The organism is Geomonas subterranea (assembly GCF_019063845.1).
Taxonomy (GTDB): Bacteria; Desulfobacterota; Desulfuromonadia; order Geobacterales; family Geobacteraceae; genus Geomonas; species Geomonas subterranea.
Map to the genome: position 1 here is coordinate 358502 of NZ_CP077683.1, position 19184 is coordinate 377685.

At 62.2% G+C, this 19184-nt stretch carries 16 protein-coding genes and 1 pseudogene; 15 read left to right on the plus strand and 2 right to left on the minus strand.

Going from position 1 to position 19184, the window contains the following annotated elements; translation table 11 throughout:
* Positions 1-141 precede the first annotated feature (141 nt).
* The 12 genes and pseudogenes from KP001_RS01530 to KP001_RS01585 all read left to right on the plus strand — a co-directional run bounded on the left by KP001_RS01530 (position 142) and on the right by KP001_RS01585 (position 13781).
* Positions 142-1317: a thiolase family protein gene (locus KP001_RS01530; protein ID WP_217287835.1), complete on the plus strand. Its 1176-nt coding sequence runs from the start codon at positions 142-144 to the stop codon at positions 1315-1317.
* Positions 1318-1354: 37 nt separating this feature from the next.
* On the plus strand, positions 1355-2206 hold the full coding sequence (locus KP001_RS01535) for a 3-hydroxybutyryl-CoA dehydrogenase (protein ID WP_217287836.1): 852 nt from the start codon (positions 1355-1357) through the stop codon (positions 2204-2206).
* Between the two features lie 18 nt (positions 2207-2224).
* Positions 2225-3007, plus strand: coding sequence for an enoyl-CoA hydratase/isomerase family protein (locus KP001_RS01540; RefSeq protein WP_217287837.1), 783 nt, complete (start codon positions 2225-2227; stop codon positions 3005-3007).
* Between the two features lie 179 nt (positions 3008-3186).
* Complete coding sequence (locus KP001_RS01545; protein WP_217287838.1) at positions 3187-4326, plus strand: acyl-CoA dehydrogenase; 1140 nt, start codon at positions 3187-3189, stop codon at positions 4324-4326.
* A 90-nt stretch (positions 4327-4416) separates the two neighbouring features.
* Positions 4417-6534 (plus strand): heterodisulfide reductase-related iron-sulfur binding cluster, encoded by a 2118-nt coding sequence (locus KP001_RS01550; RefSeq protein WP_217287839.1) that lies wholly within the window; start codon positions 4417-4419, stop codon positions 6532-6534.
* Positions 6535-6562: 28 nt separating this feature from the next.
* Positions 6563-7339, plus strand: coding sequence for an electron transfer flavoprotein subunit beta/FixA family protein (locus KP001_RS01555; RefSeq protein WP_217287840.1), 777 nt, complete (start codon positions 6563-6565; stop codon positions 7337-7339).
* 87 nt (positions 7340-7426) lie between these two features.
* Positions 7427-8344 carry an electron transfer flavoprotein subunit alpha/FixB family protein gene (locus tag KP001_RS01560; RefSeq protein WP_217287841.1) on the plus strand — a complete coding sequence of 306 codons (918 nt, stop codon included), beginning with the start codon at positions 7427-7429 and terminating at the stop codon, positions 8342-8344.
* A 207-nt stretch (positions 8345-8551) separates the two neighbouring features.
* The gene (locus KP001_RS01565; protein ID WP_217287842.1) at positions 8552-9709 is read left to right on the plus strand and encodes an acyl-CoA dehydrogenase family protein; all 1158 of its coding nucleotides are present in this window, start codon (positions 8552-8554) and stop codon (positions 9707-9709) included.
* Between the two features lie 320 nt (positions 9710-10029).
* Positions 10030-10995, plus strand: a complete 966-nt coding sequence (locus KP001_RS01570; protein ID WP_217287843.1) for a CoA transferase subunit A — start codon at positions 10030-10032, stop codon at positions 10993-10995.
* A gap of 1 nt (position 10996) precedes the next feature.
* A complete protein-coding gene (locus tag KP001_RS01575; protein WP_217287844.1) occupies positions 10997-11818 on the plus strand; it encodes a CoA-transferase subunit beta in 822 nt (273 codons plus the stop codon).
* A 63-nt stretch (positions 11819-11881) separates the two neighbouring features.
* Positions 11882-11991 (plus strand): annotated as a pseudogene (locus tag KP001_RS22165) (electron transfer flavoprotein subunit beta); the annotation flags it as partial.
* A 98-nt stretch (positions 11992-12089) separates the two neighbouring features.
* Positions 12090-13781, plus strand: coding sequence for a GAF domain-containing protein (locus tag KP001_RS01585; protein WP_217287845.1), 1692 nt, complete (start codon positions 12090-12092; stop codon positions 13779-13781).
* A 34-nt stretch (positions 13782-13815) separates the two neighbouring features.
* Here KP001_RS01585 and KP001_RS01590 read toward each other — a convergent pair whose 3' ends face one another.
* On the minus strand, positions 13816-14676 hold the full coding sequence (locus tag KP001_RS01590) for an AraC family transcriptional regulator (RefSeq protein WP_217287846.1): 861 nt from the start codon (positions 14674-14676) through the stop codon (positions 13816-13818).
* Between the two features lie 265 nt (positions 14677-14941).
* Between KP001_RS01590 and KP001_RS01595 the strand changes: the two genes are divergently transcribed.
* Positions 14942-15106, plus strand: a complete 165-nt coding sequence (locus tag KP001_RS01595; RefSeq protein WP_217287847.1) for a hypothetical protein — start codon at positions 14942-14944, stop codon at positions 15104-15106.
* Between the two features lie 102 nt (positions 15107-15208).
* On the opposite strand, the gene KP001_RS01600 is transcribed toward KP001_RS01595, so the two are convergent.
* A complete protein-coding gene (locus KP001_RS01600) occupies positions 15209-15760 on the minus strand; it encodes an LIC12231 family lipoprotein (protein WP_217287848.1) in 552 nt (183 codons plus the stop codon).
* Positions 15761-16520: 760 nt separating this feature from the next.
* Here KP001_RS01600 and KP001_RS01605 point away from each other — a divergent pair.
* Positions 16521-17654: a potassium channel family protein gene (locus KP001_RS01605; RefSeq protein WP_217287849.1), complete on the plus strand. Its 1134-nt coding sequence runs from the start codon at positions 16521-16523 to the stop codon at positions 17652-17654.
* A 255-nt stretch (positions 17655-17909) separates the two neighbouring features.
* The gene (locus tag KP001_RS01610) at positions 17910-18983 is read left to right on the plus strand and encodes a GTP pyrophosphokinase (RefSeq protein WP_217287850.1); all 1074 of its coding nucleotides are present in this window, start codon (positions 17910-17912) and stop codon (positions 18981-18983) included.
* Positions 18984-19184: the final 201 nt, after the last annotated feature.

Below are 19184 nucleotides of genomic sequence, written 5' to 3' on the forward strand. Positions count from 1 at the left end.
TGTTCCGCGTCCCGCTGCGGTAGATCCATTACTGTGTTAAAATTATTTCGCTTGTTTATAATCATGTTATACTTTTGCTTGACTTTAACGTAAACGACAGATAAAGTTCTACACAACACAAACAACCGCGGGAGGGAAACCATGCAAGACGTCTTCGTTGTGGAATCACTGAGAACCCCATTTGGCTCCTTTGGCGGCTCCCTCTCAGAGGTGGAGGCGCCCGTATTGGGGGGCAGCGTGATAAAGGCGCTCCTGGAGCGAGCCGACCTCAACCCGGCCCAGGTCGACGAAGTCATCGCGGGGCAGGTGCTCGCCGCCGGGGTGGGGCAGGCTCCCGCCCGCCAGGCCATGCGCTACGCGGGCATCCCCGACTCCGCCCACGCGATGACCATCAACAAGGTGTGTGGCAGCGGTTTGAAGTCGATCATGCTCGGCGCAGGCTCCATCATGCTGGGCGATTCCGAAGTGGTCATCGCCGGGGGGATGGAGAACATGTCGCTCGCCCCTTTCGTGCTGAAGAAGGCCCGCTACGGCTACCGCATGGGGCACGGTGAGCTCATCGATCTGATGATCTACGATGGCCTGCAGGATCCTTATTCCGGACGGCACATGGGTGACATTGCCGAGGAAGCCGCTCACCGCCACGCACTCTCCCGCGAGACCCAGGATCAGTTCGCCGTCCGCTCCTACACAAGGGCACAGGAGGCGGTCCGGGGCGGCATCTTCAAGGACGAGATCGTGCCGGTGCTGAAAAAGGGGCGCGGCGGAGAGGTGACGGTGGCCGAGGACGAGGAGCCCTTCAAGGTCGACTTCGGCAAGCTCCCCACCCTGAAGCCGGTCTTCAAAAAGGACGGTACCATCACGGCGGCCAACGCCTCGACCATTAACGACGGCGCGGCGTTTTCCCTGCTGGCCGGCGCCGACGCGGTGAAGCGCCTGAACCTGAAGCCCCGCGCGCGCATCGTCGCCCACGCCACCTGCAGCCTCCACCCCGAGCGCTACACCGAGGCCCCGGTAGGCGCCATCGAGGTTGCCTGTGCCAAGGCCGGGTTGAAGACCTCCGACATCGACCTCTTCGAGATAAACGAGGCCTTCGCCATTGTCGCCATGATCGCCATCAAGGAGCTCGGCCTGGACCCGGAGAAGGTGAACGTGAACGGCGGCGCCTGCGCCATCGGCCATCCCATCGGCGCCAGCGGCGGCAGGTTGACCGCGACGCTCGTGCGCGAGCTGCACCGGCGCCAGGCCCGCTACGGGCTCGCCACCCTTTGCATCGGCGGAGGCGAGGCGGTCGCGGTAGTATTCGAGAGGATCTGACCCGCACTTAGAATCCACGTTTTGATAGGAGGTTGACATGTTCAAGGTAGTAGGCGTCATAGGGGCCGGCCAGATGGGGAGTGGCATCGCCCATGTCTTCGCCCAGCATGCGTACCAGGTTCTGCTCTACGACATCTCCCAGGCTCAATTGGACAAGGCGCTCAAGTCCATCGAACAGAACCTGGAGCGCCAGGCGAGGAAGGGGGTCATCTTCACCACCAGCATCGAGGGGATCATGGCGCGCATCACCGCCACCAAGGATCTCAAGGACTTCGCACCCTGCGACCTGGTGGTAGAGGCGGCGACCGAGAACGAGAACCTCAAGTTCGAGCTCTTCAAAAAGCTGGACGAGATCGTGGCGCAAGACGCCATCCTCGCCTCCAACACCTCCTCCATCTCCATCACCCGCATCGCGGCCTGCACCAGACGGCCGGACAAGGTGATCGGCATGCACTTCATGAACCCGGTGCCGATCATGGCGCTGGTGGAGGTGATCCGGGGCCTGGGCACCAGCGAGGAGACCTTCCAGGCCATCGGCGCCCTGGTCGCGCGGCTCGGCAAGGAGATGGCGGTAGCCAAGGACTATCCCGGCTTCATCGTCAACCGGGTGCTGATCCCGATGATCAACGAGGCAATTTTCGCGCTCTACGAGGGGATCGCCACGGCGGAGGATATCGACAAGGGGATGAAACTCGGCACCAACCAGCCCATGGGACCGCTGGTCCTCGCCGATTTCATCGGCCTCGACACCGTGCTCGCCATCTGCAACGTCCTGCACGACGGTTTCAAGGATCCCAAGTACCGCCCCTGTCCGCTCCTGGTGAACATGGTCAACGCCGGGTATCTCGGCAAGAAGTCGGGCAAGGGGTTCTACGACTATCAGGGCTAGGCCCGGGGAGCGATCATCATGGAAAACCAGAACATCCTTTGCGAGATCGCCGAGGGAGTGGCGACCGTTACGGTGAACCGCCCGGCGAGCCTGAACGCGCTGAACAGCCAGGTGCTCAAAGAGCTGGAGTGTACCCTCTACAAGCTGGAGCAGGACCCCGCCGTGAGAGTCGTCATCCTCACCGGGGCCGGAGAAAAGGCGTTCGTCGCCGGCGCCGACATCAAGGAGATGGCGGACATGAGCTCCTTCGAGGGGCACCGTTTCGCCCTCCAGGGGCAGCGGGTCATGCTTTTCATGGAGAAGATGACTAAACCCGTCATCGCCGCGGTAAATGGATACGCCCTGGGGGGCGGCCTGGAGTTGGCTCTCGCCTGCGACGTCATCTACGCCTCCGACAACGCCAAGCTCGGCTTCCCCGAGGTCACCCTGGGGATCATCCCCGGCTTCGGCGGCACCCAGAACCTCTCCCGCCTCATCGGCCCCAACCGGGCCAAGGAGCTGATCTATAGCGGCCGGATGATCAACGCGCAGAAGGCGCTCGCCTGGGGCGTGGTCAACGAGGTCGTCGCGCAGGCGGAACTTGCGGCGAAGGCCCTGGAGCTGGCGCGGGAGATCGCGAAGAATGGCAGCCTCGGTGTCGGCTACGCCAAGAACGCCATCGTCAACGGCCTCAACATGACCAAGGAGGACGGTTTCCGCTACGAGAGTTCCCTCTTCGGCGTCCTCTTCGCCACCGAGGATCAGAAAGAAGGGATGGGGGCGTTCGTCGAGAAGCGCAAGGCGCAGTTCCGAGGCAAATAGTGTCCGACGCCAAATCCCTCTCCCTTTGGGAGAGGGTGGCCGGAGGCCGGGTGAGGGCGCTGCTGATTGCAGGGCAATTGCTGGGTCGCGATCCCTCACCCCCGCCCCTCTCCCAGAGGGAGAGGGGGAATAACCGTTACGAGTCGTTCTCTAAACAGGTAACCAAAAGGGAGGATGCGATGGATTTTGAACTGAGCCAGGACCACAAGGTATTGAGGGATTCGGTGCGCGAGTTCGTGGAGAAGGAGATCAAGCCGATCGCGATGAAGATCGACGAGGAGCACATGATCCCGGACGCGCTGGTCAACAAGATGGCGGAGATGGGCTTCCTGGGGAGCTACTTTCCCGAGGAGTACGAGGGGGCCGGCCTCGACATGCTCTCCTACGCCATCGTGGTCGAGGAAGTCTCCAAGGCGTGCGGCTCCAGCGGCGTGCTCATCTCGGCCCACACCTCGCTGGCCTGCGGCCCGATCTACACCTTCGGCACCGAGGCCCAGAAGAAGAAGTGGCTCCCGGCGCTCAACACAGGCAAGGTGATCGGCTGTTTCCTCCTCACCGAGCCCGATGCCGGCAGCGACGCCGGGGCCATTTCCACCACCTACCGGCGCGAGGGGGACGAGTTCGTCATCAACGGCTCCAAGATCTTCATCACCAACGGCGGTTACCGCGGCACCGGCGTCCTCTTCGCCACCTCCGACAAGAGCCTCAAGCACAGGGGCGTCTCCGCCTTCATCATCGACCTCAACTCCCCCGGGGTCGAAATCCTCAAGAACGAGAAAAAGCTCGGCATCCGCGGCAGCTACACCACCGCCTTCGCGCTGGACAGCGTGCGCATCCCGGCGGAGAACCTCCTGGGGCAGGAAGGGCAGGGGTTCAAGATTGCCATGGACACCTTGAACGGCGGGCGCATCGGCATCGCCTCCCAGGCGCTCGGCATCGCCGAAGGCGCCTTCGAGCGGGCGCTCGCGTACTCCAAGGAGCGCAAGCAGTTCGACCACCCCATCTGCGAGCTGCAGGCGGTCCAGTTCAAGCTGGCGGACATGTACACCCGCATCGAGACCAGCAAGCTGATGACCTACAAGGCCGCCTGCCTCAAGGACGCCAAGAAGAACTACACGGTGGAGTCGGCCATGTGCAAGATGCTCGCTTCCGAGGCAGCCACCTACGTTACCAAGGAGGCGATCCAGATCCACGGCGGCTACGGCTTCATCTGCGACTACGAGGTGGAGCGCATGTTCCGCGACGCCAAGATCACCGAGATTTACGAGGGAACCAACGAGGTGCAGCGGGTGGTCATCTCGAAGATGCTGCTCTCGTAAGGCCTTCACTCCTCCCCCCGGAGGGGGAGGCGGGGAGGGGGGAAGCTGGCAGCGGCGCAATCCGCATCAGTTAACACGCAGGAGTGAATCATGGAAGCTACCAGGGAAATCTATTGGAACGTAGGGCACGGCGTGGTGCTCCCGATGTACCTGCTCACCCTCATGGCCTTCGCCGCCTGTGCCTACGGGTGCTGGAAGCGGATCGAGGTCTACCGGCAGGGGAGGCCCCTGAACCGCCTGGACAACCTCCGTGAACGGATCGCGCTGATGGCCACCAACCTGTTCGGCCAGATCAGGGTGCTGCGCGTCGCCGGCCCCGGGATTCCGCATGCGCTGTTCTTCTGGGGCTTCGTCGTCCTCTTCATCGGGACCCTCCTGGTCATGGCCCAGGCCGACGTCTCGCAGCCGCTCTTCGGCGTCAGGATTCTCACCGGCGGCTTCTACAAGGCCTACTCGCTGGTGCTGGACCTCGCTGGCCTGGCCGCGCTGGTCACCCTGTTCGGCCTGGCGCTCAGGCGCTTTGTGGCGCGGCCGGAGGGGCTCAAGATCACCCGCGACGACTACCTGATGCACGGCCTTTTATCCGCCATCATCGTCACCGGTTTCTTCGCCGAAGGGGTGCGCATGGCCGCCACGGAGCTGCGTCAGAACCCGGACCTGGCCCGTTTCTCGCCCATAGGGCTCATGGTTGCAGGCCAGTTCGCCGCGCTCGACCTCCAGTCCCTCAAGGAGCTGCACCGGCTCTGGTGGTGGTGCCATTTTCTGCTGGTCACCGGTTTCATCGCCGCCATCCCCTGGACCAAGTTCCGTCACCTGATCACCACCCCCGCCAACTACCTCTTCGTCGATCTCAGGCCGAAGGGGAGCATCGGCACCATCGACCTCGAAGCCGAAGGGGTGGAGCATTTCGGGGTGGACAAGGTCGCCGACCTCACCTGGAAGGACATCTTCGACGCCGATGCCTGCACCAGCTGCAAGAGGTGCCAGGACCGCTGTCCCGCCTTCAACACGGAGAAACCGCTCTCGCCGATGCAGGTGGTGCAGCAGATAGGGGAGGCCGCGTGCACGGCGCCGCAGGCGGACCTGATCGAGACGGTGGGACGGGACGCCCTCTGGGCCTGCACCACCTGCCGCTCCTGCCAGGAGATCTGCCCGGCACAGGTGGAACACGTCAACAAGGTGATCGAGATGAGACGCAACCTGGTCCTCATGCAGGGGGAGTTCCCCGGCGAGGAGGTCATGGTCGCGGCCAACAACGTCGAGGTGAACGGCAACCCCTTCGGCATGGCCTACGCCGAGCGCGGCAAGTGGTCCGACGGCCTCCCCGTGCGGCACCTCTCCGAGGGGGAGGAGGCGGACATCCTCTACTTCGTGGGGTGCTACGCCTCCTTCGACAAGAGAAACCAGGAGGTCGCCAAAAGCTTCGTGAAGATCTGCAACGCGGCGGGGGTGAGCGTCGGCATCCTGGGCAAGGAGGAGCGCTGCTGCGGCGAGCCGCTGCGCAAGCTGGGCAACGAGTACCTCTACCAGATGACCGCGCAGGAGAACATTGAGCAGATCAAGGGATACGGGGTCAAGAAGATCGTCACCACCTGCCCGCACTGTCTCAACACCCTGGGGCGCGACTACCGCGACCTGGGGCTCGACCTCGAGGTCGAACACTACACCGTCTTCATCGACCGCCTGATCGGGGAAGGGGCGCTCGCCCTCGCTCCGCACCAGTTCGACTACACCTACCACGACTCCTGCTACCTCGGGCGCTACCAGGGAATAATGGAGCAGCCGCGCAACGTGCTGCAAGTCGCCGGGGGCAGGATCAACGAGATGCAGAGGTCCGGGCTGGAGAGCTTCTGCTGCGGCGCCGGCGGCGGCCGGATCCTCGCCGAGGAAAAGCTGGGGAGCCGGATCAACGTGCAGCGGGTCCGGATGGCCGAGGCGACCGGGGCGCCGCTCATCGTCTCCAACTGTCCCTTCTGCCTGACCATGTTCGAGGACGGCATCAAGACCGGCGACTGCGAAGGAAAGCTGGCGGTGCGGGACCTGGCCGAGGTGGTGGCGGAACGGCTGGCGACGCCGCTCGAGTTGGGCAAGGCGGGACCGGAACTGAGCATGGCCGCCGTTACCGCCCTGGCCGAGGTGGCCGGGAGAATCGAGCCGGCGTCACCTGAAGAACAGCGGTTGGCGGCTGCGGAAGGCGTGTCTGCATGACGCCGCAAAGAATCCATAGGAGGAAGCTATGAAGATACTGGTATGCATCAAACAGGTGCCGGACATGGAGTCCCGCTTCAGGCCCAACGGCGAAAAGACCTGGTACGACGAGAGCGATCTCGCCTTCCGCATGAACGAATACGACGAGTACGCGGTGGAGCAGGCGGTCCAGCTCAAGGAGCAACTGGGCGGTGAGCCCGAGATCACGGTCCTCTCCATCGGCCCCGAGCGGACGGTGGAGGCGATCAAGAAGGCCCTCGCCATGGGGGGGGACCGCGCCGTCCATATCCGGGACGACAGGCACTACCAGAAAGATCCCTGGCAGATCGCCTCGATGATCGCGAGCTACGCCAAGGGGGAAGGGTTCGACCTGATCTTCACCGGGATGCAGTCCCAGGACCGGGGTTCGGCACAGGTCGGCGTCATCGTGGCGGAGCTTCTCGGCCTCTCCTGCGCCACCACCCTGGTTGGCTTCAGCTATGACGGCGGCACCATCACCGTCAAGAGAGAGCTGGAAGGGGGGATCAAGGGAGTGGCGAAGCTGAAGCTCCCGGCGCTGGTCACCTGCCAGTTGGGGCTCAACACCCCGCGCTACCCGACGCTTCCCAACATCATGAAGGCGAAGAAGAAGGAGATCGCCTCCCTGACGCCGGCCGAACTCTCCGGCGAAGCGGAACTGACCGCCACCGCGGCGATCTACCCTCCCGCCAAGAAAGGGGGCGGCCTCGTACTGGAAGGGGAGATAGGTGTTCAGGTGGACCGGCTGATGGGGATCCTGAAGGAAAAGACCGCGGTGCTCAGATAGCGCAAAGATCAAGTTCCCCCGCCCCTTGCGGGAGGGGGAGCCGATGACGGGAACCACGAAACCGAGAACGCTGCTACGGAGGGATCAATGAAAGCGTTACTGATAGGGGAATACCGGCAGGGGAAGCTCCTCGACACCACCTACGAACTCAAGGCCTTCGCCGATCGCCTCGGCGCCGACAGCGTCATGCTGCTGGTCGGTAGCGAAGCCGAACTCCCCAAATACGACGGAAGGCTCTACCTGGCCGATGCCGGCGCGTATGGCGAATACAACCCGGACCTGCACAAGCAGCTGGTGCTGCAGGCGGTCGAGAAGGAGAAACCCGACTGCGTCGTCTTTGTCCATTCATCCTACGGCTGGGACCTCGCCCCGCGCGTGGCCGTCGCCCTGAAGGCCGGGCAGGTCTCGGAAATCGTGGCGCTCAACGAGGGGGCGTACGAGGTGAATGCCTGCAACGCGAAGCTGCGCCGGACCGTGACCCCCAGAAGCGGCCGTTGCGTCCTCACCATCCAGGCGGGTGCCTTCAGCCCTTCCGGCGAGCCGCAGGGTACGCCGCAACTGGAACGGTTGGAGCTGTCGGGCGCTCCCTCCGGTATCGACTTCGTGGGTTACGAGGCCGCCGAGCAGAAAGGGGTCGACCTCAGTAAGGCTGAGGTCATCGTCAGCGCCGGCCGCGGCGTGGGCAAGAAGGACAACGTCCCGGTCATCGCCGCCCTGGCCGATGCCCTTGGGGGCGAACTCGGCGCGAGCCGTCCGGTGGTCGACGCCGGCTGGGTCGATCACAGCCACCAGGTGGGGACCACCGGGCAGACGGTGAGCCCCAAGCTCTACGTCGCCTGCGGCATCAGCGGCGCCATTCAGCACCTGGCGGGAATGAAGAAGGCCGACTTCATCGTGGCCATCAACAAGGACAAGGATGCCCCGATCGGGGAGATCGCCGACGTCCTGGTGGTGGCGGACGTGATGCAGTTCGTCCCCGCCTTCACCGCCAGGTGCGCGAGATGAACCAGTAACCATCCTTATTGAAAGGATCTTCCGCCAGTTCCCTCTCCCTTCGGGAGAGGGTGCCCGAAGGGCGGGTGAGGGCGCTGCCGGCTGCCGTTATGTCGCCTTTGGCAACTCCCTCACCCTGACCCTCTCCCGGGGGGAGAGGGGATGTGGACGTGTGTGGCGGAAGAACCTGCCAAAGCAGGTAACCAAGGGGAGACACCGATGTTTCTCGAACTTACCGAAGAACAGAAGCTGATTCAGGAAACCGCCCGCAACTTCGCCCGCTCCGAGCTGGAACCGCTTGCGGCCAAGCTGGACCGGGAGGGGGACCGCCCCGCGTTCCTCGCCAACCTGAAGAAGCTGGCTGAGCTGGGTTTCATGGGGTTGAACGTCCAGGAGGAGTACGGCGGTTCCGAGGCCGGGGTGGTTGCCTTCAGCGTCGCCATGACCGAGATCGCCCGCGCCTGCGCCTCCACCGCGGTCACCGTCTCGGTCAACAACATGGTCTGCGAGGTGATCCAGGCGATCGGCTCGCCGGAGCAGAAGCAAAAGTACATCCCGCGCATCTGCTCCGGCGCCTACGCCGCAGGGAGCTTCGCCCTCACCGAGACCGGTGCCGGCTCGGACCCCGCCGGCATGACCACCACCGCACTCCTGGACGGTGACAGCTGGGTGCTGAACGGCTCCAAGATATTCATCACCAGCGCGCCCTACGCCGGCGTCTTCGTGGTCTGGGCCGTGACCGACAGGGAGGCCCCCAAAGGGAAGGGGATCAGCTGCTTTCTCGTGGAGCAGGGGACGCCGGGCCTCGTGATCGGCAAGCAGGAGGAGAAGACCGGCCAGCACGCCTCGGCCACCAACGAACTGGTCTTCGAGAACTGCCGCATCCCGAAGGACGCCCTGATGGGGAAGCTTAACGACGGATTCCGGATCGCCGTCGCCGAGCTGGGCGGCGGGAGGATCGGCATCGGCTCCCTGGCGCTCGGCATCGGTCTCGCCGCCATGGACTACGCCACCAGGTACAGCACGGAGAGGGTGCAGTTCGGGCAGAAGATAAGCGCTTTCCAGGCCACCCAGTGGAAGATCGCCGACAGCTACACCGAACTGGAGGCGGCGCGCCTGCTGCTCATGAATGCTGCCTTCCGCAAGGAGAGCGGCCGTCCCTTCGCCAAGGAGGCGTCCATGGCCAAGCTCTTCGCCACCGAGGCCGCCAACCGCGCCTGCTACAACGCGGTGCAGATGCTGGGGGGCTACGGCTACACCGCCGATTTCCCGGTGGAGCGCTACGCCCGCGACGTCAGGATCACCTCCATCTACGAGGGGACCAGCGAAATCCAGCGGGTCATCATCGCCCGGGAGATCCTGAAAAACATCAGCTAGCAAGGCTGCCTGATAGTCCCATCTCCCAGGGGGCAGGGGTGAGGGGTTCCTTGCACGCCGCGTCACTCGTACGTCCTGTAGGGGCGAATAATTATTCGCCCAGCCGCCGCTGCCCCGCCCCCCGGCCTTGGCAAGCGAGGCGGAGGTGCGATCAAGGGGGGCGAATGATTATTCGCCCCTACACGTGGACCGCATTTATCAGGTGCATTGGCCGTAGGGGCAAAAAATGTTTACCCCTCGCCCTCCGGGGCGGGGGGCAGCCACGAAGCGTAGTCCTCCCGCAAGGGGAGGGTAGATGGTCACAGTTCAAGGAGGGACGCATGAGTAGCGGCAAGCGGATCACGTTGCAGCAGGCGGCCGAGATCGTGAAAAACGGCTCCAGCCTGACCTTTTCCGGCTTCACCATCTGGCGGCGCCCCTTTGCGCTCGTCTACGAGCTGATCAGGCAGCGGAGGAAGGGACTCCACCTCATCGAGGTGAACGGCGGGCCGCAGACCGAGTTCCTGGTGGGCGCGGGGTGCGTCGACATCTGGGAGTCGTGCTGGGTCGGCCACGAGCTCTACGGCAAGTACGGCGCCAACCTCTCCAGGAAGGTCGGCAACAAGGAGATCCTGGTCGAGGATTACAGCCACGCGGAGATGATGTTCCGCTTCAGCGCCGCGGCCTCGGGCGCCCCCTACGCCGTGACCCAGACCTCGCTCGGCACCGACATTCACAACCCGGCCTACGACACGCTGGGCAACGCCGGGCTCCGGGACGGCAGGCGCATTCCAAAGCACAAGTACCGCTTCACCGAGGATCCCTTCTTCGGCGCCGGCGCCCAGGTCATGGTCCCCGCGGCCAAGGTGGACATCGCCATCCTCTGCGTCCAGCAGGTGGGGGAGGAGGGGACGGTGCGGGTGAACGGCCAGTTCTACTCCGACCCCGAGGTGGCCAGGGCGGCCGACGTCACCATCGTCATGGCGGAAGAAATCGTCCCGGAAGAGTACCTGCGCCGGGAAAGCGACCTGAACACCATCACGAGCTTCGAAGTGGACCACATCCTCGAGGTCCCCTTCGGCGCCCACCCCACCGGCATGTTCGGCCGCTACGACGTGGACGGCGCCTTCCTCAAGGATTTCTACGCCAGGACCAGGACCCAGGAAGGGTTCGACGACTTCGCCAAGGAATGGATCTACGGCCTGGACCACCTGGGCTACCTCGAGAAACTCGGCTGGCCGAAGATGCTGAACCTGAAGGCGAACACCGCCCTCAAGTACAGCACCGGCGTGAAAAGGGGGCAGTGACATGGACAAAGAGTTCGCGAAACCGGAAGAATACGGACTGGCCGACCTCCTCTGCTGCGCCGCCTCCCGCGAGGTGCAGGACAACGAGATCGTCTTCGCCGGCACGGGGCTCCCCATGGTGGCCATCATGCTGGCGCAAAAGACCCACGCGCCGAACCTCAAGCTGATCTTCGAAGCGGGGACGCTGGACGGCCGCCCCCCCGAGATCCCCACCTCGGTCGGCGATGCCCGCTGCGAGATGGGCGCCTCGCGCTCCTCGGGCCTGCACGACGCCTTCAGCATCGCACAACGCGGCTATGTCGACCTGGGCTTTCTGGGAGGGGCCGAGGTGGACCAGTACGGCAACGTGAACACCACCTGCATCGGCGACTACCTGAACCCCGAGCTGCGCCTGACGGGCAGCGGCGGCAACCCCGACATCAACTCCTTTGCCAGGCGCACCGTCTTCATCATGGTGCACGAGAAGCGCCGCTTCACCGAGCAGGTGAGCTACATCACCAGCCCCGGGTGGCGGGTGCGCAAGTGGCCGGGAGGCGAGACGGTGCACCGGCGCGAGCTCTACGGCGCGGCTTACCGCGGCGGCCCCTCGGCGGTGATCTCCACGCTCGGGGTGTTCCGCTTCGACGACGAGAGCGGCCGGATCTACCTCGACACCTGCCATGCCGGCAACTCTCCCGAGCAGGTCCGGGACATGTGCCAGTTTGACCTCGACATCACGCGGGTGAGCGGCGAGACCCTCCCCCCCACCAGGGAGGAACTGCACTTCATCCACGAGGTGCTCGATCCGGGACAGATCTTCATTCCCAAGGTAAAACCGGTGTAACGCAAAACTATTTCCTCATAGGCGATGATCTTCCATTAGTCCCCTCTCCCAGATGGAGAGGGGATGTGGACGCAGATCGACCCGGTGACCAACCCCTTGTGCGCGAGGGAATCCCCTTCATCGTCAACCCGTACGACGCCCACGCCCTGGAGGAGCCCCTCAGGCTGAAGGAGCTGGCGGCTCGATAACATTAAAATTCTTTTTTATCCTGTCTTAACGTGGTAGCCTGTCCCGGTTGCGCAGCACTCGGCCAAAGCCGGAAGGGACCACAATGGGAGACGACCCAGCCAAATACCACGCCCTGTTCGACCAGATGGCCCAGGGGGCGTTCTTTCAGTCGGCGGATGGCACGCTGACCGATGTCAATCCCGCTGCGCTGGAGATGTTCGGCCTGACCCGTGACGAGTTCCTGGGGCGGACCTCTATGAACCCCGACTGGCGCGTCATAGCGGAGGACGGCTCCGACCTTCCTCCCGAGCGGCACCCTTCCATGGCTGCCCTCGGCAGCGGCCGCCCCGTCCGCGATTTCATCGCGGGTGTGTTCAACCCGCGAAAAAGATGTATCTGCTGGTTCAATCTCAACGCCCTTCCCATGTTCAGGCCCGGCGACTCCTCACCGCACCAGGTCTTCGTGACCATGCATGACATCTCCAGCCATAAGCGGATCAACGACATCCACCTCTCCCGCATCCGCCTGATCCAATGCGCCGGTGTCCACCCTCTCGATGAACTGATGGTGCAAGCGCTGGACGAGGTGGAAAAGCTGACCGGCAGCGCCATCGGCTTTTACCACCTCTTCGACGCCGCCACCGGTTCCGTAGCGCTTAAGGCTTGGTCCACCAGCACCTTGGAGCGGTTCTGCGGCATCGACGACCGGGATCAGCACTACAGCGTGGAGCAGGCGGGCGTCTGGGCCGATTGCCTGCGCTCAGGCAAGGCCACCATCTACAACGACTACAACATCATTCCCCACCGGAAAGGTTTTCCGCCCGGGCACACCCCGGTCCGGCGCATCCTGGTGGTGCCGGTGCAAAGAAACGGGGAGGTGGTCGCCATCCTGGGGGTGGGAAACAAGCCCTCCGACTACACCGAGACTGACGTCCATACCGTCACTCTCTTCGCCGACCTCACCTGGGACGTGGCCCAGCAAAAGCAGATGCAGGACAGGCTGCTCGCCAAGACGGGCGAACTGAAAGAGGCCAACGAGCTTCTCGAACAGCGGGTGAACCAGCGCACGGCCGACCTCCAGGCCGCCATCCGGGAGCGCGAGTCCTTCAGCTACTCCGTATCGCACGATCTGCGGGCGCCCTTGCGGCACATCAGCAGCTACAGCTCCATCCTCATCGAGGAGTACGGCCCGGCTCTCCCCTACGAGGCCCGCACGTACCTGGACCGGATGCGGGGTGCCGCGAACCAGATGGGCGCGCTCATCGACCACCTGCTGGAGCTCTCCAAGGTGGCGAGGGCCGTCATAAGTCCCGAGCCGATCGACTTGAGCGCCGCTGCGGCCGGCATCCTGCAGATGCTGCAGGAAACCGAGCCGCACCGGATGGTCTACCAGGAGATCCAGCCGGGACTGACCACACAGGGGGACGTCCACCTGGTCAACCAGCTCCTGGGCAACCTGTTGGGGAACGCCTGGAAGTACACCTTGAAGACCCCCTTCCCCAGGATCGCGGTGGGCAAGACCACGGCCGCCGGCGAGGAGGTCTTCTTCGTGACCGACAACGGCGCCGGCTTCGACATGAGCTACCAGTCCAAGCTGTTCAAGCCCTTCGAGCGTCTGCACGGTTCCGAGTTCGACGGGGTGGGGATAGGGCTTGCGACGTCGCACCAGATAGTCGAGCGGCACGGCGGCAGGATCTGGGGCGAAGGGACGGTGGGCAGGGGCGCTACCTTCTACTTCACCCTGGGGGGACGATGTGAGCACGAGGTAACAGCAGCAGGGGACGTGGCTCGTTAAACCGCGTCCCCTGGTCTGTTAATGGGAGTGCAAATTATTTGAGCGGCAGGTAGATGTCGGTGACCAACTCGTGCTCGGCCACGTCCGGCATCAGGTTCAGGTAGTGGAAAAAGAGCGGGAAATCCCTCAATTCCTCTCCGCTTTTGGGGAACCAGTCGCGGTAGAGCGGATAGACGCTATCGCCGATCCGGTCGTGGGAGCCCAGGTGCCGCACCACGGCGCAGCGGCCGCCCGGGATCACGCCGTTTAACACCCCCTGCTGGTTCTCCGGCACCTCCTGTGAAACCTCGCCGCAGATATCGAAACGGAACTGCTCCGGCTCCACGTTCGCGGGATCGTCGTAGACTATGCCGAAGGTTCGCGACTCCTTTACCGGCGACAACCCGCTTTGCTTGCGCCACTCGATGAACTTCAGCGCCGAATCGTCCAGCTTTTCCGGCGCGCCCCGGTGGGCCAGGACCGCAATCCGCGTCTCGGTGAACTCCATTGTTTTCACGTCCATATCTCCTCTCCTTTCATTGGGCGGCAGCCGGAAGCGTTCCTTCCAAGGCTGCCATCTGGGTGATTTCCTGAACTGAGAGGGGGACTGTCCGAATATCTGCCGGAAGGCGCGGGCAAACGCTTCCGGGCTTTCGAATCCTGCGTCGAGTGCGATGTCGATGATGCGCTCGTCGCGGCGGTAGACAAGCCGGTAGGAGGCGTGCTTCAGCCGCAGTTGCCGGATGTAGGCGAGGACCCCGGTGCCGGTGTAGAGCGAGAATTGCCGGTGGAAGTGGAACTTGGAGAAATGCGCCACCCGGCTCAGCCGCTCGACCGTCAACGGTTCGTCCAGGTGCCGCTCGATGTAACGCAACACCCTGTCGAACCTCTCCGCGTATGCCTGTGCTTTATCCATGTTGATGCCCCTCTCGATTCGCCGCTCATCCTACGTGATCTTCGAGAGAGATTCCTGACCGAAATTGCTCAAATCGCGGCGCCAGTTTGCCTTCAGGTAGGATTGAGCATCGGTGGATGCGGTGCCAGGTCTTGAAAAATCACTTTTCATATACAAGCATGTGCAATTTGGGCCAAGTACCGGAAGAACCTTGTTTCATATTTCACCTCAATTTCCTTATAATCAAAGGGGATGCAGCGTGTCCCTTATGAAAAGGAGCACAGAGATGAAAACGAAAATCCGGTACCTGGTTGCACTCGTGGTGTTACCGGCACTGCTGTCGGCCTGCATTGTCGTGCCGGTGGACGGTTATTACGGGCACCCCCACGGATATTATTACGACGGCTATGATGGCCATTATGGTCGCGGCCCGTATGGCGGGCGCAGGTAGAAAGTACGGACCACCTCCAAGGTAAGGCTGCCGGTGGTCCATGAGGCCTGTGGCAATGAGCCGGCACCGACAGCGAGACCTTGCGGCAGTTGTCAATAGTGCCTAGTTCGGCTTCAGGTACGATTGAGCGTCGTACGAGAACTGGCGGGCGGTCGCGTCAAAGGCCTCGTCTTCGCTGTAGGTAAAGGCGTTGACCCAGGCAAACGGCAGGAGACCAAGCCATAGCGCACCCTTTCTCGTGATGTCATACCTGTACGTGTCCTTCATCTGACCATCGACGTAGACGTTGTACTGGACGATGTAGCCGTCCCTCGTGCTCCAGACCGGCAACAACGTCAGGGTGGAAACAGAGAGGTATCCGAAAGCGAACGCTGGAATCGTCATCGGTTTCCACTTTGTCTGGACATCGAGGAACAGCCCTTTCTCCGGCTTCTCATCGACTTGCACCATTTTCCTGCACAAGCTGGCATCCCTGAACACGTTCTGAAGCGTGCTGTACCCGCCTACATCCAGGATGTTGAAACTCCCGATGTTGTAATACATGACATCGCAGGTCCCGTTGTTCATCTTCCGGTCCAGTGCAGCCGCTGGAAAATCACGGTAGGTAACGCAACCGGAAAGTATCAAGCACAGTATCAAAAGAGCGGGTTTCATGTTTTCTCCTGTCACTCCATCCAGGTCTGCATCGCGTCTGCAATTTAAATTAAAGGCATCTACCGATCAAGTTCTTTCTGCGACCTTTCCGGGCTCCATCCATGACTCACTCATCCGGATGCCGACAGGGGGTGTTGACTTAGAGCGCGTTAACGGTACGGTAGCTGACGTGCCACCCCGCCACTAACGGCTGTGCCATCGTAAGGGAGATGCCGTGATGGATGATCTAGCTAAAAAAGGATAGAAAAGCTGACAGATAAGGGAATTGCCCATCTGGAAGCAGGCAGATACAGGCGCCGTCATAATGTTAACTGTCATTCACAAATGTTTCCATTCAACCAGTTTCCGTGCGGCAGTCGGATCCCGTGGAGCGCGAATCCGCTACGAATAGTTGCGTCGGGGGCACTCCCGGAGCCAACTGGGATTTCCCCAGCTGCGCCACCCAGTACGGCGCCAGCTCACAATGCGCGGATCCGGTAACCGGATCTGCACCCTCCAGAACGATCGCGTCATCCCTGGAAGGGAGCGCTGTCACCTTCATGGAAGGCGAAATCCGGCTATGATACGAAAACCGCTTAGCCACGGAGAAAATCTGAGAAAATCTGAGAACGGCACGACACTTTGAGGGGGAAACCCCTCTTTTTTGTTTTTGATTTCCGCTTTTCTCAGAAGTCATCAGATTTTCTCCGTGGCCAATGGTTCTAGGTTATACTGCTATGAGAGTGAACGGCAGCGCGGACTGTGGGGTGAGAGGAAGGATATGGCGATTGTGGCGATGATTCTCGGGGCTCTGCTGGTGCTCCTGGTGCTGTGGGAGGGATTCGAGACCATCATCCTGCCGCGCCGGGTGACGCGACGCTTCCGCATCACGCGGGTCTTCTACCGCAGCAGCTGGCGTCCCTGGACCTGGCTCATCTACAACTTCGTTCCGGCCCGGCGTCGGGAAACCTGGCTGAGCTACTTCGGACCGCTGTCGCTGCTGCTTCTTTTGAGCCTCTGGGCGGCCGTGCTCATCGTCGGTTTCGCGCTCATCCACTGGGGGGGATCCTGGCTTTTCTACCGCGACGGCGGCACCGCCCTCATAAGTGACATCTACCTGAGCGGCACCACCTTCTTCACCCTCGGCATCGGCGACGTGGTGCCTAAAACGAGCCTGGGACGCCTGCTGGTGGTAATCGAATCGGGGATGGGATTCGCGTTCCTGGCCCTGATAATCAGCTACCTGCCGGCCCTGAACCAGTCGTTTGCCCGGCGCGAAGTGAGCATCTCCCTGCTCGACGCCCGGGCCGGTTCGCCTCCCACCGCTTCGGAGATGCTGCGCAGACACGGCCACCAGGGAGGCGCGGAATCGCTTCGCGAACTGCTGCACGAGTGGGAGCGCTGGTCCGCGGAATTTCTCGAAGGGCATCTTTCCTACCCCGTACTCGCCTATTTCCGTTCCCAACACGACAACCAGTCCTGGCTGGCCGGGCTCACCGCGATCCTGGACACCTGCGCCCTGATCATGGCGGGGGTCGAGGGGAGCTGCAACCGCCAGGCGGAGCTCACCTTCGCCATGTCGCGCCACGCGGTAGTCGATCTCGCGCTCGTGTTCAGGACCCAGCCCCGGCAACTGAGCTCCGACCGGCTCCCGTCGGCGAAGCTGGACGAGATCTGCGACATCCTGCGCCGCAGCGGCCACAAGCTGAAGGAGCGGGCCGTCCTGGAACAGAACCTTGCCGAACTCCGCCTCATGTACGAGCCCTACGTGGTTGCGCTCTCCCGGCACTTCAAGGTCAGTCTTCCCCCGTGGGTGGCGCGGGAAAACGGGGTGGACAACTGGCAGGCCAGCTTCTGGAAGCCCCCGTCGAAGCGCCACAAAGCCCCTGAGGAGATTGAGGAAAGGCATTTCTGAGCCGTTGAGTGAAGTGTCCCCGTCGCTTCCTTTTTCCCTGAGGTGGCTCCCCGAATTCTCCGCCGGTAGTTTTAATTCTCGCCAGCGTTTTCCCATTTCCAGGACCTCCCCCCGATCCCTTCAGAGCGAATTCCCTTTTTGAAAGGGCCCGCCTGTGCTATTGAAAAAAACGGAAAGATTCGTGAGCAGGAGCGAATGCGCACTGGCCACGGAGGAACACCGGCTGTGCGGCTTGAGGCAAAAGGAATTTGAATTATGGCATCCCATGATTTTGAGCGGGAAAAAGCACTTTTCAGGAAATACTACGAGACTAACGAGAAGCGGTTGATTGCGGCGAAGGACTCCTTTGTCGACATCGTCAGGAGCCTGGTCAGCCAGACTGGAGCGGGGGCGACCATCAAGGTCGAGGGGCGCGTCAAGGACAAAGAGGAGTGCATCAAAAAGTTCCAGCGCAAATACCAGGGGAAACTCGAGGCCGACGAGCAACCCTACCAAATCAGGGACTTCATCTCGGACCTGATAGGCGTGCGAATCGTCTGCCTCTATGAAGACGAGGTCCCGATGGTGTCGGAACTGCTGCAGCGCAACTTCAAGATCCTGAACGTCACCGACAAGACTTCCGCCGTGGAGAGCACGGAAGACTCCTTCGGCTACAAGGGGCTGCACATGGACCTGGCCCTGGACCCTGAGGCGGTTTATCCCGCCAGGAACCTGCCGCCGGCTGATCTCTGCTTCGAGGTGCAGATTCGTTCCCTGATCCAGGACGCGTGGAGCATGCTGGACCACAAGATCAAGTACAAGAAGTCGATCCCGGTGGATCTGAAGCGCAGGATCAACGTGCTCGCCGCCCTTTTCGAGCTTGCGGACCGCGAATTTAAAGAGATCAGGAACGCGACCTCCGACCTGATGCAGCAGGCGACGGTGACGCAGATTGAACCGGAAGCGCCGGGTCAGGCAGTTACCGCAGGCTCGAGGACGGTGAACGCCTTTAACTTCGTGCCCATTGCGGGGCACTTTTTCCGGGACTTTGTCTTTGACGACGAGAAGGTTGATGATTTTGTCCAGGACATATTGGAACAAAACAGCACCCTGCAAAAGGCCGAACTGCACAGGTGTCTGAACGAGAATCTGAAGGTCGTCAGGGAGTACCGCGACCATGTGCTCGCGGAAAACCCGGAGAGGACCTTCAGTGCCTACACCTCGATCAGGCACTGTCTCTATCTCTACGATCAGGAGAAGTTTTCACGCATCCTGTCGAGAAGGAACAGGGAGCGTTTCGCCGTATGGTTGAAGGCCAATCAGCCCCCCCCTGTAACAGCGCAGCCCTGATCCGCTGTTTCTGCTCCGACACCTTTTACCCCTCCCAGAATGACAACTCTTTCCGGCAGACCACGGCAGCCGCCATTGGGCCAAAAGCTGGACGGTTTTCAGCGCCCTCAGGGGCGATTGGAGTATTTAACAGCTCCAGCTTGCATTGCGTCAGCCACGTTGTATGCTCAACGAAGTTTCATTGGTGGTAGTTAACTAATC

Coding starts and splice junctions, on each gene's coding strand:
- KP001_RS01530 (WP_217287835.1), top strand. CDS start 142: ATGCAAGACGTCTTCGTTGTGGAATCACTGAGAACCCCATTTGGCTCC.
- KP001_RS01535 (WP_217287836.1), top strand. CDS start 1,355: ATGTTCAAGGTAGTAGGCGTCATAGGGGCCGGCCAGATGGGGAGTGGC.
- KP001_RS01540 (WP_217287837.1), top strand. CDS start 2,225: ATGGAAAACCAGAACATCCTTTGCGAGATCGCCGAGGGAGTGGCGACC.
- KP001_RS01545 (WP_217287838.1), top strand. CDS start 3,187: ATGGATTTTGAACTGAGCCAGGACCACAAGGTATTGAGGGATTCGGTG.
- KP001_RS01550 (WP_217287839.1), top strand. CDS start 4,417: ATGGAAGCTACCAGGGAAATCTATTGGAACGTAGGGCACGGCGTGGTG.
- KP001_RS01555 (WP_217287840.1), top strand. CDS start 6,563: ATGAAGATACTGGTATGCATCAAACAGGTGCCGGACATGGAGTCCCGC.
- KP001_RS01560 (WP_217287841.1), top strand. CDS start 7,427: ATGAAAGCGTTACTGATAGGGGAATACCGGCAGGGGAAGCTCCTCGAC.
- KP001_RS01565 (WP_217287842.1), top strand. CDS start 8,552: ATGTTTCTCGAACTTACCGAAGAACAGAAGCTGATTCAGGAAACCGCC.
- KP001_RS01570 (WP_217287843.1), top strand. CDS start 10,030: ATGAGTAGCGGCAAGCGGATCACGTTGCAGCAGGCGGCCGAGATCGTG.
- KP001_RS01575 (WP_217287844.1), top strand. CDS start 10,997: ATGGACAAAGAGTTCGCGAAACCGGAAGAATACGGACTGGCCGACCTC.
- KP001_RS01585 (WP_217287845.1), top strand. CDS start 12,090: ATGGGAGACGACCCAGCCAAATACCACGCCCTGTTCGACCAGATGGCC.
- KP001_RS01590 (WP_217287846.1), bottom strand. CDS start 14,676: ATGGATAAAGCACAGGCATACGCGGAGAGGTTCGACAGGGTGTTGCGT.
- KP001_RS01595 (WP_217287847.1), top strand. CDS start 14,942: ATGAAAACGAAAATCCGGTACCTGGTTGCACTCGTGGTGTTACCGGCA.
- KP001_RS01600 (WP_217287848.1), bottom strand. CDS start 15,760: ATGAAACCCGCTCTTTTGATACTGTGCTTGATACTTTCCGGTTGCGTT.
- KP001_RS01605 (WP_217287849.1), top strand. CDS start 16,521: ATGGCGATTGTGGCGATGATTCTCGGGGCTCTGCTGGTGCTCCTGGTG.
- KP001_RS01610 (WP_217287850.1), top strand. CDS start 17,910: ATGGCATCCCATGATTTTGAGCGGGAAAAAGCACTTTTCAGGAAATAC.